Source organism: Hymenobacter aerilatus (assembly GCF_022921095.1).
Taxonomy (GTDB): domain Bacteria; phylum Bacteroidota; class Bacteroidia; order Cytophagales; family Hymenobacteraceae; genus Hymenobacter; species Hymenobacter aerilatus.
Window position 1 is genome coordinate 5,098,903 of record NZ_CP095053.1, and the last position, 16,595, is coordinate 5,115,497.

Here is a 16,595-nt window from a genome sequence, read left to right on the forward strand (position 1 = left end):
ACAGCCAACGGGGCAGAAACCGGCCACCACTCCTGTGGGCTGCGGAGTTTGGTTATTTATATGGGTGTCACTAGCGAGCATAGTGTCAGCGAGTTATTTGGATAGCACATCTGGTGGTGGCTGTGATGGTGGGCTGTGTCTCGTACGCTATATATTTCTGCCACCCATTTGGTTAGGTGTTGGCTTCGGAGTATGGGTACTGAGTGTATTTATTAATTCCTCTTCTCGTTAGCAACTCGTTTTAGTTTCTATCCGTCGCCTATATTAGCCCATTCATTTATATGCCCTGACCACTATGGCCACTGCACCTGCTACCCCCGCTTCACCTCTCGTATTGCTTGAATGCCTGATTGCTGGTACCTCTCATCGCGAGGGCCTCAAAGCCTATGAGCCAAAGTTGAAACTCGGGCAAGCCCTGACGCTGGAACGCGAAGCCGATAGCTCCTACGACGACTGGGCCGTGCGTGTGTATACGGCTGGTCCAGAACCCATGTGGCTGGGCTACCTTCCCGAAGGCCGCAACGAAACCGTAGCCCGCCTCCTGGATGCAGACTTTCCACTGACGGGCCGTCTCACCCACAAAGCCTGGGAAGATGAATGGCTGTACTTAGAAATGGAAGTAATCCTACCCCTGCAAAAGGGGTAGGGCGTTTAGCGCAACTCGTCGAATGCGTACTGCGCGGTGCTCCAGAACTCATCCAAAGCCACTAAGCGCGGTTTGAAGAAGGAAATCAGTCGGGGCCAGTCGTCGCGGTTGAACAGGTTAGCGGGCGCCAACTCCTGGTAAATGCGCGCTATAAACTGGCCGTTGGCGTCCTGCGCTTCGGGCTCCCAGGTCCAGGTTTCGCCGGTGGCCTCCTCCAGCCACCGGCGCACTTCCTTGAATTGCTCGTAGAACAGCTCCCGGATGCCGGCATCCGGATGGGTCAGCTCAATGCCAATGCTGGCCCGCCGGCCATCAGCGTGCATGCGGAAGTACACGTGCTTCAGGCCGGTTTTGTAGTTAATCCAGTTGGTAGGTAGCCCTTCGGCCGAGGGGACCGGGGCCATGTATTGCCCAAAGGTGGTCCAGAAAGCCTGCCGAAGCTGCGTAACTTCAGTTTTGCTGTACATGCGGAGTGGAGCGGCGACGGGGTAGGCCGAACAGTTTGGCGTGCGTAGTACGCTTCTGGTAAGAGGCCTGCCGCGGCCGTTGAGTGGTGGTCATAATACGCTGGTTGAGCCGCTGAAAAAGCACTGTGTCGCTTTCCAGGTAATACCAGGCGGGCCGGCCATCGTAGTCGCCAATGGTCCCTTTATACAGTTCATCATATAGCAACCAGCCCCGGTGGCCCTGCGTGACGGCGGCAAACTCGGCGGCCGTTTTGTTGATGTAGGTAGGGATATTGTGCGAAGACGGGCGGTAGTCGCGCCCTAGCACGGCGTTGTATTTCAATGGGTAGGCCAGCTTGTAGTAGCGGTACGGTGGGATGTGGTTCCAGTTCAGATACACTACATCGCCGGGCTGGTACCGCTCGTTTACAAACTGAAAAGCTTCCCGAAAATACGATTTCTTGTACCCGCCAAACAAGCCTGGGTCGGCGAGCTGGCGTGCGGAGGCTGCCAACGGTGGCAACAGTAGCAATGCCGGTACTATCCACTTCCAGCCCACATGCAGGCGATGAGCCACGGCCGCACACCCACTAGCAATAAACAGGATGAATACTGGCGCCAGAAACACAATCAGGCGTTCGTACACGGGATACTTGCGTAGGGCAGAGGCCACTACCGTGAGCAGAATAGCAAACAACAATACCAGAAATAGCTGCCGCTGCCGCCGAAATAGAACTACCGCACCTATAGCCAGGCATCCTAGCGGGACCAGGCGCAGCACCAGGCGTGGCAGCTTGCTGCCTACTGTGCGCAGGTCCAACAGCAACCCCAGGGGGTAGTCGAGCGCCATATAAAGCTGGTAAAAGGGCCACCGCACGGCAGCCCGCGAGGCAGCCAGGGGCATAAAGGCATCCAAGGTTTCAAACCAGTATACCAGCCAGCCCGACTCAGTGTACTTGCCCGTGAAAAGCAAGTAGTTGAGCGCAAAGCTGAACAGCCAGGCAGCAAACGGCACCAGCTGCCGCCAAAAGCGCTGCCAGTCGCGCTGCCACAAGTGCCATAAGCTGAGGGCGCCGGCAATGGCCATTAGCACAAAAATGCTGGCGTAGGAAAACCAAACCAATGCAGCTCCTCCTACGGTCCACAGCAGCAATGGCCGCCACTCTACTGCATCCCGGTAACGCAAGTAGAGGTACACGGCCGCTACCGTAGCCAGCAGCTCGGCACTATACTGCTTGATTTCGACGCTGTGGTAGATTAGCGGTGGCGCCAGCGCCAGTATGCCCATGGCTACGGCGGCGCCCAGGGGAGGGAGCACACGACGGCTCACAGGTACAAATAGTGCCAGAGCACCCAATGAGCAAAGCAACGGCACCAGCCGCAACGCCATTTCCTGCTTGCCAAAGAGCAGCACCGAGAGGCGGCAAAGCCATAGAAACAGAATGGGGGCCTTCTGCTCGTATTCCAACGCTGGTTGCGCTAGCTGCTCAAAATTCATCCGGATCAGACTATTAGCCACATACACTTCATCGATCCAAAGCGAGCGGTTGTCGAAGAAATGAAAGAGACGCAATGCTACGCCACAGGCCAGCAGTAACCAGAAGAACACGCGCCAGGCAACTAGTTGGGTAGGGCGCGGGCGGGAAAAGGAAACACTGGTGGTAGAGGAAAACGTAGTAGTTGTAGCCATACAATGCTGCTAAAAGAGGCGGGTAAAAATATTTTTGCTTGAAACGAGTAATATTTTATATTGGTTATATACAAAAAAATGCACGAGTTGAGTATGCATACATCGCGTGTTAGAAAATAGAGGAAGAGCTGTCTCCGGTAGCACGATACAGACCACACATGCAATTTCTTCTTCTGCAGCTCAGCAATGAGGGCTTCGGATTATACAAAAATGATGAAATTGTTACGATTTTTATAAACAACTGTATTATGGCAATATTCGTAAATTATTCGCAATTCATTCAAAGCAGCACAACCATCGCTCAAACTTCTACAAGCTACGTTATCTACAGTGAAGGCCGTTATTTTTGATGTAGATGGGACGCTATACGAGCAGTCCCGTTTGCGCCGCAAGATGCTATACGCGCTGGTGGGGTATTATGCCCTGCGGCCCTGGCGTGCCCAGGAACTGCTGATTTTGAGCCGGTTTCGGTCGGAGCGTGAGAAGCGTTCCGGTGCCGTTGGTCCTGATCTAGAAAATGCACAGTATGCGTGGTGCGCCGAAAAAAGCGGGTATTCTATTCCCAAAATCAAGCGTACGGTAGAGCAGTGGATATTCCGCAACCCTAACCGGTATTTGGCGCAGTGCGTGTATCCAGGCACGCAGACCTTTTTTGACAACCTGCGACAACGTGGAGTTAAAATCGGCATTTACTCCGACTACGCCGCGCACGACAAGCTGGCGGCCATGGGCTTGCAGGCCGACATCGTGGTCAGTTCCACTGATTCCTGTGTTGACCGCATGAAGCCAAACCCAGAGGGCCTGCTCTACATTGCCCAGCAGTTGGGGGTAGCGCCCGAAGAGTGCCTCTTCATCGGCGACCGACAAGAACTAGACGGTGTGTGCGCAGAGCGGGCCAACATGCCCTACCTCATCGTCGATAAGCAGCCGTTCGCTCAATTCAACTTCTATCATAACCTGAAAAATCAGCTGTTTCCTTCAACCAACTAACCGTATGGAAAACACATTTACGCACCCTGGCGCCAGTGGTCAGATGGAAGCCGTGGAATTACAGCCCGCCGGCTTGCGCGACTACATTGCCATTGCGCGCCCCGACAACTGGGCTAAAAACGTCTTTATGATGCCGGGCGTACTCTTTGCCTTGCTCATTTACCAGCCAAGCATTGATTCGCGGTTTGTGCTGGAACTGGTGTTAGGCATCGTGAGCACCTGCCTGATAGCATCGGCCAACTACGTCATCAATGAATACCTGGATGCCGAGTTCGATAAGTTTCACCCGCTCAAGAAAAAACGCACGTCGGTGGTGCGTGTGGTGAATGCAAAGCTGGTGTATCTGGAGTGGGCCGGACTGGCTGCTGTAGGCCTCACACTAGCCCACCAGATTTCTATGCAGTTCTTGCTGGTGGCGGCCTTCTTGCTGTTTATGGGTGTGATGTACAACGTGCGCCCCTTCCGTACCAAAGAGCGGGTGTTCCTGGATGTACTATCTGAGTCCATCAACAACCCCATTCGGTTTGCGTTGGGCTGGTTTATCGTGGCGCCGGCACTCACGTTTGGCACCGTCAACTGGACCGATCTGTTCCAAAGCCTACCCCCTTCCAGCATTCTGATTGCCTATTGGATGGGCGGGGCATTCCTGATGGCCACCAAGCGCTTCGCAGAGTATCGCCTCATTGGCGACCCTGAGTTGGCCGGCCTGTACCGTCGCTCTTTCAAGTTCTACACCGAGCACAGCCTGCTGATTTCGATGTTTTTCTATGCTCTTACTTCGGCTTTCTTTCTGGGTATTTTCCTCATTAAGAATCGGGTAGAGCTGCTGGTTAGCTTCCCGTTCTTTGCCTTGCTATTTGCCTGGTACCTGCGCCTCGGGCTGCTGCAAAACTCGCCGGTACAGGGCTCCGAAAAGCTTTATACCCGCAAGTGGTTTATGCTGTATGTAGCCCTGTTTTGCGTTTTGCTCACAGTGCTCATGTTTGTGGATATTCCGTGGCTGAACCTGTTTTTACAGGAAACATATTCGCTCAATTAATGCTGCTCTGCCGCAAATAGACTATGCGATAAATCGCCTGCCTATTTCAACGCTGTAAAAACACAGCAGGGGGCCGTTCTAGCTGAACGGCCCCCTGCTGTGTTTTTATCCCAATAGCTCGGCCAATGCAGCTACTTCTTGCCTGGCCTGCTGCACAATGGGTTCCTGACCAAATTCCCGGTCAACCCATCCAATGAAGCCCGTAGCCAGCGCTGCCACGGCCTGGCGGCTGCTGCCAGGGGTAGGAGTCACTGGGTGGTCGGCGAGGGGTAGGGCATCCTCCAGGCCCACCGTACCCAGCACATCCGACACAAAAGCCAATGCACACACGTGCAGCACCTGGTAGAGCAGTACTAGCTCCGGCAAACTCAGCGGGAGCCGTTCCCCAGCTTCCACCACACGTAGTCGTGCCGTAATGGCTTCCATAGCTGAGTCAGACAGGGCTGTAAGTGAGGGTAGGGCCTGCAGGAAAGGGTGGGTTGCTGCCGTCGTATGGCGCAGCTCCTGCGTGAGCAGCAGTGCCAGGCGCAGAAGCTGCAAGCGCCCCTCGTCGAAGCCCAGGGTAGCCGCTGGCGGCAACGCCGGTAGTAAGCTGGTTTCGTACTGCGCAAAAACGGCTTGTATCTGTTGCTGCCGGCGGCGCAATGGAGCCAGTGCCGCCGCGCCGCTTGGGCCCGCCAGGAACTGCTCCAGCGCATTTTCCAATTCGGCGCTTAGCTGCAAGCAATACGCAAAAAGACGTTCCAACTCTTCATCCGAAAGCTGCATCTGCTGGCGGAGGTAGGCACGCACGGCCGCGCCCAGCGGGCTGCCCAGGGCAGCCCTACCCAGCAGCACATAGTCGTAGAGGCGAAGAGGGTAGGTAGCAATCAATCCTTCCAGCTCGGGCGTGGAAGCCAGCGCCGCCAACTGGGCTACGGCAGTACCATCAAGGCGCGTGAGTGTGGTTATGGCTTCCTGCGCTGGCGCTGCCGTTGGCAACTGGAAAAAATGCTGTGTAGCCATGCCCAATGCCGACAAGGCGGGCGCCAACTGCGTGTAGGTAGCAGGCGGCAAAGGACGTAGTGAGTGGTCGTGCGAGTGCGTAAAAGAAAGCATTTGCAAAGATGTCGAAGAAAAGTAGATTAATTAGTTTAGTTGTTTTATATGTAATAGTAATCCTGTAGGTATGCTAATTATTTAATTGTTTAAAAAAATTAAAATAAAAATAGACTTGATTATTATTGAAGAGTAATAATCTTAATTATATATCTGATTATAAGTTGATTAATGATTAAATAGCGGTATATGAAAATAATGAATGTGTATGGATTGAGTGAATAAATATTGTGTTTAAATATTATTTATTGTACCTTTGTATTATTGATTTAATAAATTGTTCACTTAATCCATACACATGCACTATCAAATCAATTCTATTAAAAGTATTTCGGCTAAACAAGCAGCTACCCTCGAGCAGGAAGGCATCATGACGTCGGACGCATTGCTTCGTGCGGCTCGTACGCCCGCCGACCGTCGTGCACTAGCCCGTACTACGGGCATAGAAGAAATGAAGATTTTCAAATGGGTAAACTCCGCCGACTTATCGCGTATCGACGGATTAGAGCCTGGGCTGACGGCGCTGCTGGAGCAAGCCGGCATCACGACCATGCTCGACCTGCGAGGCCGCTCGCCGTTCAGCCTACACAGTAAGTTAGTCGCCCTCAATAAGCAGCATCAGGTAGTGAGTGCCGTGCCCGATATGTTGCAAATGGCTGATATTGTGGCGCATGCCAAGAGTCTTGAGCCAGAAGTTTCCTACCAATAGGCCTTTCAGGCCTGTAAGCTAAATTGACGCAGCCGCGTTGGTGCTTTATTTTACTAAGCGCCAGCGCGGTTTTTTTGCATCTAATGGCTATTGTAATTAGTAATTTCGGTCTGGGTGAAAAAATGCTAATATTATGGGACAAATTCGCGCTGTGCGCTGTTCTTTAGCCAACCACAATCCGCTTACCTTTGCATATGCGTGAACCCTACCTCACCGGCGGCTCCGATCATTTCGATGCCACGGACAAAGACATTGACAAAGCCCTGCGCCCGCTCAGCTTCGACGACTTTGCCGGGCAGGACAAGGTAGTTGAGAACCTGAAAATCTTTGTGGCCGCCGCTAAGCAGCGCGGCGACGCCCTTGACCATGTACTACTGCACGGTCCTCCCGGCCTGGGCAAAACTACGTTGTCGCACATCATTGCCAATGAGCTGGGCGCAGGCATCAAAATGACCAGCGGTCCGGTGCTCGATAAACCTAGCGACCTGGCCGGTCTGCTCACCAACCTCGACCCGCACGACGTACTGTTTATCGACGAGATTCACCGTCTCAACCCGGTAGTAGAGGAATACCTCTACTCGGCCATGGAGGATTACCGTATCGACATCATGCTCGATTCGGGGCCAAATGCGCGCTCGGTGCAGATTTCGCTGTCGCCGTTCACGCTCATCGGGGCTACCACACGCTCGGGCTTGCTTACGTCGCCGTTGCGGGCGCGCTTCGGCATCAACTCGCGTCTGGAATACTATGATGCTAAGCTGCTGACTAGTATCGTGCAACGCTCCTCCGAGATTCTGCACACACCGATTTACGAGGATGCTGCCTACGAAATTGCGCGCCGTTCGCGCGGTACGCCGCGTATTGCCAACAACCTGCTGCGCCGTACCCGCGACTTTGCCCAGATCAAGGGCACAGGTACCATCACCGTCGATATTGCCCAGTTTGCCCTGAACGCGCTGGACGTAGACGCCCGTGGCCTCGACGACATGGACAAGCGCATCCTGAGCACCATCATCGACAAGTTTAAGGGTGGCCCTGTTGGTATCAGCACCATTGCTACGGCCTGTGGCGAAGAAGGCGAAACCATTGAGGAAGTGTACGAGCCTTTCCTGATTCAGGAAGGCTATATCAAGCGTACCTCCCGCGGCCGCGAAGCCACCGAAGCCGCCTACCAGCACCTGGGCCGCACCATGCCCCAGCACCTGCGCGGCAACGCCAGCACGGGGGAGCTGTTTAGTTAAGACAAATCACTGTAGAAGGGTAGTATCTTTTCACAGATCTTTGCGCATGAAAGCGTATCTGAACTTTTCAGGTACGCTTTTCTTTTATCCTGACTGATTCAATCAAGCGTTATTCCATTCGCATGCTGCCCACTGCCCAGTATACCGCCTTCATCAAGCGCCGCGCCGCTGAGCTGGGCTTTATGTATTGCGGTATCTCGAAGGCGGAGTTTTTGGAGGAGGAGGCGCCGCGGCTGGAAAACTGGCTGAACCGCAACGCCCACGGCAAAATGGCCTACATGGCCAACCACTTCGATAAGCGCCTCGACCCGCGCCTGCTCGTCGACGGTGCCAAGTCGGTGGTGTCGCTGCTGCTGAACTACTACCCTGCCGAGGAAGACCAGCAATCCAACGAGCCCGATACACTAAAAATCAGCAAGTACGCCTATGGCCGCGATTATCACTTTGTCATTAAAGACAAGCTGAAAACGTTACTAGCCGACATTCAGCAGGAAGTAGGAGAGGTAGGGGGGCGTGTATTTGTGGATTCGGCGCCGGTGATGGATAAGGTATGGGCCAAGAAAAGCGGCCTGGGATGGGTAGGAAAAAGCTCGAACCTAATTCGCCCCGGCACGGGCAGCTTTTTCTTTATTGCGGAGCTGATTCTGGACCTAGACTTGGAGTATGACGGCCCCATTAAGGACTATTGCGGCACCTGTACCAAATGCGTGGATGCTTGCCCCACGGGTGCCATCACGGAGCCCTACGTGGTAGATGGCAGCAAATGCATCAGTTACTTCACCATCGAACTGAAAGACCAGATACCGCAGGAAGTGGCCGGTAAGTTTGGCAATTGGGTATTTGGCTGCGACATCTGCCAGGATGTGTGCCCTTGGAATCGGTTTGCCCAGACGCACAACGAGCCGCAGTTTCAGGCCCACCCCCAATTCAAGCACTTGCGCGCCACCGATTGGCAGGAAATTACCCATGAACTATTCACTGAATTATTTCGGCAATCGGCAGTGAAGCGGACCGGCTATGCCGGCTTACAGCGCAATATTTTGTTTGTAACGCAAACCGCCGATGCGGAGGCATCGGCGGGTAGGGAAGCGGCAGAATCAGAGGGCTAGTTGGCTGAAAGCGCGGTTAAGAATAGTGCGGTACACTTTGGCAAACTGAGTGTAGCACCATTCTTTAAATTGGGCCAACTCTTCGGGTAGTATTGTGCGGAGTGCTTTGCGCAATTCCTTTTCAAATAAAAATTTGTCGAAGCTAACCTTAGACAGGATGGTTTTGGTGTACTCTAGCATGGTGGGTGGTTTTCATTAGCGGGTGGATAACTGGGTGGGGGAGCGAACCTTATACGAACAAGCGTTAGGTAGAGTGGTAATTTAGGGAAAGCTAATTCCTAACCATCAGAAAATCCGAGAATTAAATTTTCAGGCAAAGAAAAAGGGACGCAAGCGCGTCCCTTTTTCTTTGCCTATTCCTCAAATAAGCGGTTTTTCCTATGTTTTAGTATATAAATAAGGTAGCTAAGTTGGTAGCAGTAGTAGCCGTGATGGGCTCATCGAAGGCCGCCTGCACTTTCTCCAGGCTAGCTTGCCCTGCACCAGCCGCATCGATGGGTAGTGTATTAAATGGAATAGTTTGTCCGGCCGCGCGCTGCGTGGTGTTTTCTTCGCCAGCGTATACAGCATCAGTTAGACCTGCCGTGGTAATGGATTGGTCTGTTGGGCTGATCCAGGGTTTCACCGTTGCATTGCGGTTGCGGCGCAAAATCCGGATGTGCGCGGCGTGCCGGGCCTCTACCGAATGAATGCGGGCGGCGGCAGTCAGAAACACCCGGTCGCTCTGCACTGTGGCCAACTGGCCTTTGTAGGCCCGCACCCCCGTATCTTCTAGCAGCTGCGCTACCTGCAAAAACGTATCAAAATTGCTGAATACGTCGGCGAAGAGGGGGCTTCGTGTGCCATTTTTGCTGCCCGTAAAATCAAAGTTGAGGGTGGTGGGCACATCGGCGCCGGAGGCCTGTAGCACCCGCGTGAGGAAAGCAACGTGCTGCTGCTCGTGCTGCTGCACCGTAACGATGCCCGGCCGCAGATCAGTTGGGATGAAGCCGGCGGGTACAGCGGGTGTATTGGGCACCAGCCCCAATGCCCGTGAGTAGAAATTGTTTTCGAGCAACTCCAGTGTTAGCGCCAGTGAAAGCGAGTCGGTAATGGTCTGTGCACCACGTCCGTAGGCTTGACGCAGGGCCGAGCCTACTACTAGCGGCGCCGTGGTCATAGCCGCTTTACCAGTCAGGGAGCCCAGGCGGGTCAGGGCTTCGCGGCGCGAGCCTAGCCGAGCCAATAGTTCCGGGTCAGCTTCGGTCAGATTGACCAAGAGTTTCAAAATATTCATACGCGGAGAAGACAGGCGAGACTAGGCTAAGGCAGCCGTATTAGACGTGACTACAGTGACTGTGAAATAGGGAGCCAATGCCGTAACCACCGCCGATGGGGTAAGCGTAGCATCGAGCCCGGCCAGGTCGCCGCTGCTCACCACTACGTCGGTGCCGGCAAATGAATTGGCTACTTCCAAGTCGCGCACGTAAGCAGCGTGGCGAGCTTTTACGGAAGCAATTTTGCCTGTAAACAGTAAATAGTCTCTGCCAGTGGCGTCCATAGAGAAGCGCGTCACAACGTCGTTGTAGGCTGCTACAAGCAAGTCTTCAAATTTTTTGGCTGCCGCCAATACCCCGGCACGGGTAGTAAGCGTGAGGGTAGTAAAGCTAAAAGCCAGCGAAGCAATGCCGTTGGTGCCCAACAGATACTTATACGACTCTGTATAAATTAGCTCGTGGTCGCGTAAGTCGGTGAAGCCCGTGCGCTCGGCAACTGGCATGTCCGTGGGAAAAGCGGCCACTACTGCCTGGTAGAAAGCCAGAGTGAGCTGATGTAGGCTGTATAAGTAATTGAATACGATGTTGTTGGCGGTAATGTTCTGTACGCCATTCGTATAAGAAAGCAGGGGAGTGGTAGGCGCTACGGGCGTGCTCTCGTCGTCATCGCTGCAGCCTGCCAGCACCAGGGCCGAGGTAGCAGCCGTGACGCCGGCGGCCCGCAAAAACATACGGCGCGGCAAAGGGGTAGGCGTGAGGAAGGGAGTAAGCTTATCAGACATACACAAAGACAAAACAGGCTCTCAGAACAGATTCACTATAAACCTGCCATAGGCGCTGGTAAAGTTACTCAGTTCCGGATGAATAGCAGATGGACCCCAAAAAAAGCACAAAAGGGCCCGCCATATGGCGGGCCCTTTTGTGCTTGGTATACTCCTTTACACGAAGAAGTTCTCGGCAATAGTCAATACTTGGGCCATCGTCAGCGGCTCGTCGAATGCTTCTGAGCCGGCGTTAGCACCCAGCGTAACACCACCGTTAAGCGTTTGCACGTTGGCACCAGCCTGCGTTACATTTTCTTCGCCGGCATATACGGCCGATGTGGCAGAGGGAGCTGGGCCACCATTGTCGTTGCCTGAAATCCAGCTCTTGGGAGCAGTAGCCGGCGCACCTGGAGCATTGGCAAGACCACGGCGCATAGTCCGGATGTGCGAGGCGTGACGGGCTTCTACGGAGTGAATATTAAGTGCAGCCTGCAACAGATCCTTGCTACCCTTCAGAGCAGTAGCCTGACCCTTATAGGCACGAACGCCGGTATCTTCCAACGCCTGTGCTACAGCCAGGAAGGTATTGTAATCAGTGAATACAGTGGGGAATAGCGGTGTGCGTTTGGCGCCCTTCGAGCCCGTAAAATCGTAGGCACTAGGTTGGGGCATGCTAACCGGCGTAGCTCCAGCTGCCTTAATACCAGCATCCAGGAATTTGTAGTGGGCTACTTCGTGGTTATAGATAGCAGTAATAGCCGTGCGACCAGCACCAGTGAGGGTAGCAGCAAGACCAGGAGCAGCCAGCGCCTGACGGTAGAATTCAGCTTCTAAGTACTCCAGTCTCAGAGCGTAGTTTAATACGCCAGCTACGCCGGTCGTGGTCTGACCATACGCCTTTTGAAACATAGCGCCCATGGCCAGGGGAACGGCAGAGGCAGCAAGTTTTTTACCGTAGCCAGCGAAGTGCTTAAATACTGCACGGCGAGGGTCGAGACGGTCGTAGATTTCTGGATCTACTTTTTCAATGTCGGAGATTATCTGGAAAAGATTCATGGGAGTGCGTCGAAAGATAAGAGAGGAAAACAGCGACGAAGCTGGAAGCAGATTGCGGACTGGTACCGCTTATTTAGGCAAATTAGTGCCGCTTACTTTCGAGCCATCCGCCAAGAAGGTATTGGCAATGGTTGCTACCTCAGTAGGCGTTTTCGACATTTCCAGACCATCGGAGTTGATGATATCGGTACCTATGAAGGTGCCATTCGATATCAAGTCCCGAATCAGTGCTGCGTGCCGTGCCTCTACCGATACAATCTTACCGGCCAGCGTCAGGTAGTCGTCCGACGAGATATAGCGGCCAGCTCCGTTGTAGGCTGCTACCCCCAAGTCTTCAAAAGCCTTCGCGGCATTGAGTACGCTAGTACGGTCTGCAAAATTGATAGACGAGAAATCCGGCGTTAATGCCTTGATGGCACCGCCCGCTAGAGCAGCTTTAAATAGCTCACGGTGAATCACTTCATGGTCGCGCAGATCGGTGAAAACAGATTTCTCAGCAGCTGAAGCACTGGAAAAATAGGTGCCAGCTACTACTTGCGTGTAGAAAGCAGCCTCCAGCTGCTCTAGAGCATACGCATAGTTCAGAATACCCGTGTCACCCGAGCCCAGATCGACCATGCCGGGCATTGAGTTGTTGTTGTCGTCGTTGCAGCCGGCCAATGCCAGAGCCGTTACGCCCGCCGTAGCCCCGGCGTACATAAAGAAAGAGCGGCGCTTAATGGGAGCGTACAAGGGCTTGGTGAAGCCTGTCTCGTCTTCGCCGGGTTTGATGATGTTGGACATAAAAAAGAGGAAGTTGGGTGAAACACGGAAACCAAGGGCAATACAGAGCCAGGGCAGCTTTTTCTGCCTTTTGTCAGTATCAAATATCCTAGAAGCTTGTTGTTTGCAGTGATTTACGGCCGAGCTCGAAATTTGGATTGGGGGGCTGTACTTTTTTTTGTCGAGCTTCTACCAGACAGCGCAGAATGCACAAAAAAACCACAACAAAAAGGCCGCTCTCAGAGCGGCCTTTTTGTTGTGGTTCAAAAGGGTTTGTAGCGAAGGCTAGCTGAACAGGCCGGCCGTCACACCAACTGCCGAGCGGAAGTTGCGAGCAATAGCTTTTACTGCATCTGCATCCAGCGGTTCATCGAAGGCTTCCGAAGCTGCTGCTGGCGTAATCGTGAGGCCGGCAGGTGGAGTGGAAGAGGTTTGCACGTTGATATTGGCATGCGTAACGTTGCTTTCAGCAGGGAAATTGGCGTTGGAGCCTTGTCCGTACACCGGAGCCGTTACAGCCGGTACCGGACCTCCATTATCGTTACCGGAAATCCAGCTTTTGGGCTTGTTGCTCAGATCAGCCAAATCAGCCTGAGCGCCTACCCCGCCCCGGCGTAGCAGCCGGATGTGCGAGGAGTGACGAGCTTCTACAGAGTGAATATTGAGTGCAGCTGTTAGAATCGTTTTGTTACCCATCAGATTTGGCGCGCCTCCTTTATAAGCACGTACGCCGGTATCTACAAATGCCTGGGCCGTGCCGTAGAAGCTGGCGGCGTTAGCAAAAGGAGTGAGGCGCCCCCCGGCGGTATAGTCGAATGCAGCAGCGGTAGGGTCGTTAATAGCTTGGCTGCCGAGCACAGTCCGAATCGCGTTGATGTGGCCTATCTCATCATCGCGAATGATGGTGATGGCGGGCACATCGGCGGCCGGAATGAGATTGGGGGTATCCAGGCCACGCTGGTAGTAATAGCGCTCTAAGTACTCCAACTGCAACGCTAGATTTAGCGTCTGCACAATTTCGGGAGAAAGCGCAGTGCTCTGACCGTAGGCCTTATTAAACATAGTACCCAACATAGCTGGTAGGGTAGCAGCCGTTACGGCTTTGCCCAGACCCGAGATATGCTTAAAAGCGCGCCGGCGGGTATCAAAACGAGCATAGACCTCAGGGTCTACTTTTTCGATGTCAGATATAATTTTAAATAAATCCATGATGAGAAGACGACGAATAAGTGGATGGAAAAGAAACAGAGGGCGCTTACTGTAGGCTGCTAGCGCTCAACTTAGAGCCGTCGGCCAGATACATGTTGGCCGCATTCAGCACCTCAGTGGGAGATTTTGACTTCTCCTGTCGGGCAGTAGCACTCGTTAGGCTGAAATCCACTACATCGTCGGCCACGAAAGAGTTGAAGGTAATCAGGTCACGAATCAGGGCTGCGTGGCGCGCCTCTACTGATACAATCTTGCCGGCAATGGTGAGGTAGGCGGCATTCTGAATATACTGGCCAGCACCATTGTAGGCGGCTACTCCCAAGTCCTCAAACGTTTTAGCTGCATTCAGCACACTAGCCCGTTCGCCGAAGTTGATAGAAGAAAAGTCCGGGGTTAGGTCCTTCAAGGGCGTGGCATTGGCACCTGAAATGGCCTGTTTGAAGAAGTCAACGTGGATCTTCTCATGCAAAGCCAAGTCTCGAAAGATCTGCTTCTCGGCTTCGGGGGTGCCTGCGGCAGTGAAGTAGCCACCGGTCAGCACCTGAGCATAAAAAGCAGCTTCCAACTGTTCTAGTGCATAAGCGTAGTTCAGCACGCCTACATCGCCCGCACCGACATCGATATAATTCGGATTATTGTTATTATCGTCGTTGCAGCCAGCCAGTGCCAGAGCCGTTACGCCCGCCGTAGCCCCGGCATACATGAAGAAAGAACGACGCTTGATGGGGACGTACAGCGGCTTGGAGAGAGCAGTACCGGTGTCGTCGGGTTTGATAATGTTGGACATATAGAGGAAGGTTGGGTGAGTGCGTCAGAGGACATACCTCGCTAGCTGGATTCTGCCGTTTTTACGGCGCCTGCTACAGGCTAGTCCAACACGATTTGGTGCTTTATTCTAGCAAACAGTGTGTTACGGATGAGCTTGTACGTATAAACAACTACGCCAAATCACTGCTTCGCCTGTTTCGACCCTGTTGGCTACGTAGAAATCCTTATTTGGCAGTGAGCTGTCAGTTTTACCTAAATTTGCATGTGATACGACTTCAAGCTATTGTCTGCTTTCTGCTGGTAGTGCTTGCCACGGGAAGCCGTGCTCAAACAACGCCGCCCGCTAAAGATGCAGGTCAGGCAGTGGTGACGCTGGGCCGCACGGAGTTTCCAATCAACGAGTATTTTACGATCAGCTTCACCCTGCGCGGAGCGGCGTTAGACCGCTACTCGGCTTTTCCGGATATTGAAGGCTTCAAGAAAAGTGGCAAGCTGAATACCACCACTACGCGGACGGTAGGGGACCAAAGCTCGATTGAGCTAACCATTACGCAGCGGTACGCCGCCTACGAGGAAGGTGAATTTGAGCTGCCGCCATTCACAATTACTGTGAATGGCAACCCCGTTCGGTCGCCGGGTACCACTTTGGAGGTAGGACCACAGCAAGCGGCCACTACACCACCCGCAGCAGGCACTACGCCTACTCCCAGCAACCAGCCCTTGCAAGGCATCGGCTTGCTGGATGAGTTGTTTGGCAAACCCAAGCCCGATGCCTACGTGGAGCCGAAGGACCACGCTTTCTTAGCATTGGTGGCCGATAAAAGCAGCGTGTATGTGGGCGAGGGCGTGCACGTGAGCATGTATTTCTACCTCACTCCCGCCGACCAGGGCCTACTCGACTTCTACAATTTTGCGGGTCAGCTGCCTGGCATTATGCAGCAGTTGCAACAGCGCTCGGCTTGGGAAGAACATTTCGAGGATCAGGAAATAACGCCTGAAACCATCACAGTAGATGGAAAGAAATACCTGCGCTACCGCCTCTACGAAACGCAGCTGTATACGCTTACCACCGAGACGCTGCGCTTTCCTGTGATTTCGCTGCAAATGGTGAAATACAAAATTCCGAAAGACCCCGTTACGGACCCTGCTGACCGCCTGGAAGGCTACAAAACCTACTTCACCGACCCGCTCACAATATCCGTGAAGCCCCTGCCGCCCCACCCTCTGCGTGATGGGGTGGCAGTGGGGCGCTACCAACTGCGTGAGTCCATCGACCGCACCACGTTTCAGGTAGGGCAGACATTTACGTACACCTTCTCCGTTGAGGGAGAGGGTAATCTGGCAACGCTGGCGGCGCCCATGCTACGCCCGCAGCCGGGGGTAGAGCTGTACGGACCCGATATTCAGCAGGATCTAACGCGCCAGAGCGGGCGGGTAGGTGGGCGCAAGCGGTTCACGTATCGGATGGTACCCCGCCGGCCGGGCCTGCTGCCGCTCGATAGTATGCTCACGCTTATTTGCTTTAATCCGGTTACAGCCCGCTACGATACACTGCGGCCGCAACTAGTTATATCTGTGCAGGATGCGCCCCGCAAAGCTGCCTTTCGTCCGCGCCCTGATGACCCGTTTTACACAGAGGCCCTGCAGACTGCCGATAATACGTTGCAGCCGCTGGATGCCTACCGTGATGTAAGGCGCTACACCAATGTGGTGCTCCTGCTCCTGTTAGGCGTAGCGGGCTATGGCTGGTGGCGAGGCCGCTCCTGAGCAATAGCACCGCAGGAACACCATGCAACTATGTGCTCCAATGGG

16 protein-coding genes are annotated in these 16,595 nt (G+C 53.8%); 7 read left to right on the forward strand and 9 right to left on the reverse strand.

Annotated features, from left to right (window positions below; all coding sequences use genetic code 11):
• Positions 1-295: 295 nt before the first annotated feature.
• A complete protein-coding gene (locus MUN82_RS21360) occupies positions 296-646 on the forward strand; it encodes an HIRAN domain-containing protein (RefSeq protein ID WP_245093664.1) in 351 nt (116 codons plus the stop codon).
• A gap of 5 nt (positions 647-651) precedes the next feature.
• Here the strand turns inward: MUN82_RS21360 and MUN82_RS21365 are convergent, their stop codons facing one another.
• Positions 652-1,113: a DUF4268 domain-containing protein gene (locus tag MUN82_RS21365; RefSeq protein ID WP_245093666.1), complete on the reverse strand. Its 462-nt coding sequence runs from the start codon at positions 1,111-1,113 to the stop codon at positions 652-654.
• Complete coding sequence (locus tag MUN82_RS21370) at positions 1,097-2,782, reverse strand: glycosyltransferase family 39 protein (protein ID WP_245093668.1); 1,686 nt, start codon at positions 2,780-2,782, stop codon at positions 1,097-1,099. Before MUN82_RS21370 ends, MUN82_RS21365 begins: the two co-directional genes overlap by 17 nt.
• 330 nt (positions 2,783-3,112) lie before the next feature.
• Here MUN82_RS21370 and MUN82_RS21375 point away from each other — a divergent pair, with 330 nt between their 5' ends.
• Together MUN82_RS21375 and MUN82_RS21380 are read left to right on the forward strand one after the other, a co-directional pair.
• A complete protein-coding gene (locus MUN82_RS21375) occupies positions 3,113-3,772 on the forward strand; it encodes an HAD family hydrolase (protein WP_245093670.1) in 660 nt (219 codons plus the stop codon).
• A 4-nt stretch (positions 3,773-3,776) separates the two neighbouring features.
• Positions 3,777-4,811, forward strand: a complete 1,035-nt coding sequence (locus tag MUN82_RS21380; RefSeq protein WP_245093672.1) for a UbiA family prenyltransferase — start codon at positions 3,777-3,779, stop codon at positions 4,809-4,811.
• A gap of 105 nt (positions 4,812-4,916) precedes the next feature.
• Here MUN82_RS21380 and MUN82_RS21385 read toward each other — a convergent pair whose 3' ends face one another.
• Positions 4,917-5,909, reverse strand: coding sequence for a hypothetical protein (locus MUN82_RS21385; protein WP_245093674.1), 993 nt, complete (start codon positions 5,907-5,909; stop codon positions 4,917-4,919).
• Positions 5,910-6,207: 298 nt separating this feature from the next.
• Between MUN82_RS21385 and MUN82_RS21390 the strand changes: the two genes are divergently transcribed.
• The 3 genes from MUN82_RS21390 to queG all read left to right on the forward strand — a co-directional run bounded on the left by MUN82_RS21390 (position 6,208) and on the right by queG (position 8,968).
• Positions 6,208-6,618: a DUF4332 domain-containing protein gene (locus MUN82_RS21390; RefSeq protein ID WP_245093676.1), complete on the forward strand. Its 411-nt coding sequence runs from the start codon at positions 6,208-6,210 to the stop codon at positions 6,616-6,618.
• A gap of 194 nt (positions 6,619-6,812) precedes the next feature.
• Positions 6,813-7,859: a Holliday junction branch migration DNA helicase RuvB gene (gene ruvB / locus MUN82_RS21395; protein WP_245093678.1), complete on the forward strand. Its 1,047-nt coding sequence runs from the start codon at positions 6,813-6,815 to the stop codon at positions 7,857-7,859.
• 122 nt (positions 7,860-7,981) lie between these two features.
• Positions 7,982-8,968 (forward strand): tRNA epoxyqueuosine(34) reductase QueG, encoded by a 987-nt coding sequence (gene queG, locus MUN82_RS21400; protein ID WP_245093680.1) that lies wholly within the window; start codon positions 7,982-7,984, stop codon positions 8,966-8,968.
• 385 nt (positions 8,969-9,353) lie between these two features.
• Here the strand turns inward: queG and MUN82_RS21410 are convergent, their stop codons facing one another.
• The 6 genes from MUN82_RS21410 to MUN82_RS21435 form a co-directional block, all read right to left on the reverse strand.
• Positions 9,354-10,244, reverse strand: coding sequence for a ferritin-like domain-containing protein (locus MUN82_RS21410; protein WP_245093683.1), 891 nt, complete (start codon positions 10,242-10,244; stop codon positions 9,354-9,356).
• Positions 10,245-10,265: 21 nt separating this feature from the next.
• Positions 10,266-11,006, reverse strand: coding sequence for a ferritin-like domain-containing protein (locus tag MUN82_RS21415; protein WP_245093686.1), 741 nt, complete (start codon positions 11,004-11,006; stop codon positions 10,266-10,268).
• A 156-nt stretch (positions 11,007-11,162) separates the two neighbouring features.
• The gene (locus MUN82_RS21420) at positions 11,163-12,044 is read right to left on the reverse strand and encodes a ferritin-like domain-containing protein (RefSeq protein WP_245093688.1); all 882 of its coding nucleotides are present in this window, start codon (positions 12,042-12,044) and stop codon (positions 11,163-11,165) included.
• Between the two features lie 69 nt (positions 12,045-12,113).
• Positions 12,114-12,827 (reverse strand): ferritin-like domain-containing protein, encoded by a 714-nt coding sequence (locus MUN82_RS21425; RefSeq protein ID WP_245093689.1) that lies wholly within the window; start codon positions 12,825-12,827, stop codon positions 12,114-12,116.
• 264 nt (positions 12,828-13,091) lie between these two features.
• A complete protein-coding gene (locus MUN82_RS21430) occupies positions 13,092-14,015 on the reverse strand; it encodes a ferritin-like domain-containing protein (RefSeq protein ID WP_245093691.1) in 924 nt (307 codons plus the stop codon).
• A 46-nt stretch (positions 14,016-14,061) separates the two neighbouring features.
• Positions 14,062-14,802 (reverse strand): ferritin-like domain-containing protein, encoded by a 741-nt coding sequence (locus tag MUN82_RS21435; RefSeq protein WP_245093692.1) that lies wholly within the window; start codon positions 14,800-14,802, stop codon positions 14,062-14,064.
• 245 nt (positions 14,803-15,047) lie between these two features.
• Between MUN82_RS21435 and MUN82_RS21440 the strand changes: the two genes are divergently transcribed.
• Complete coding sequence (locus tag MUN82_RS21440; protein WP_245093693.1) at positions 15,048-16,550, forward strand: BatD family protein; 1,503 nt, start codon at positions 15,048-15,050, stop codon at positions 16,548-16,550.
• Positions 16,551-16,595 lie beyond the last annotated feature (45 nt).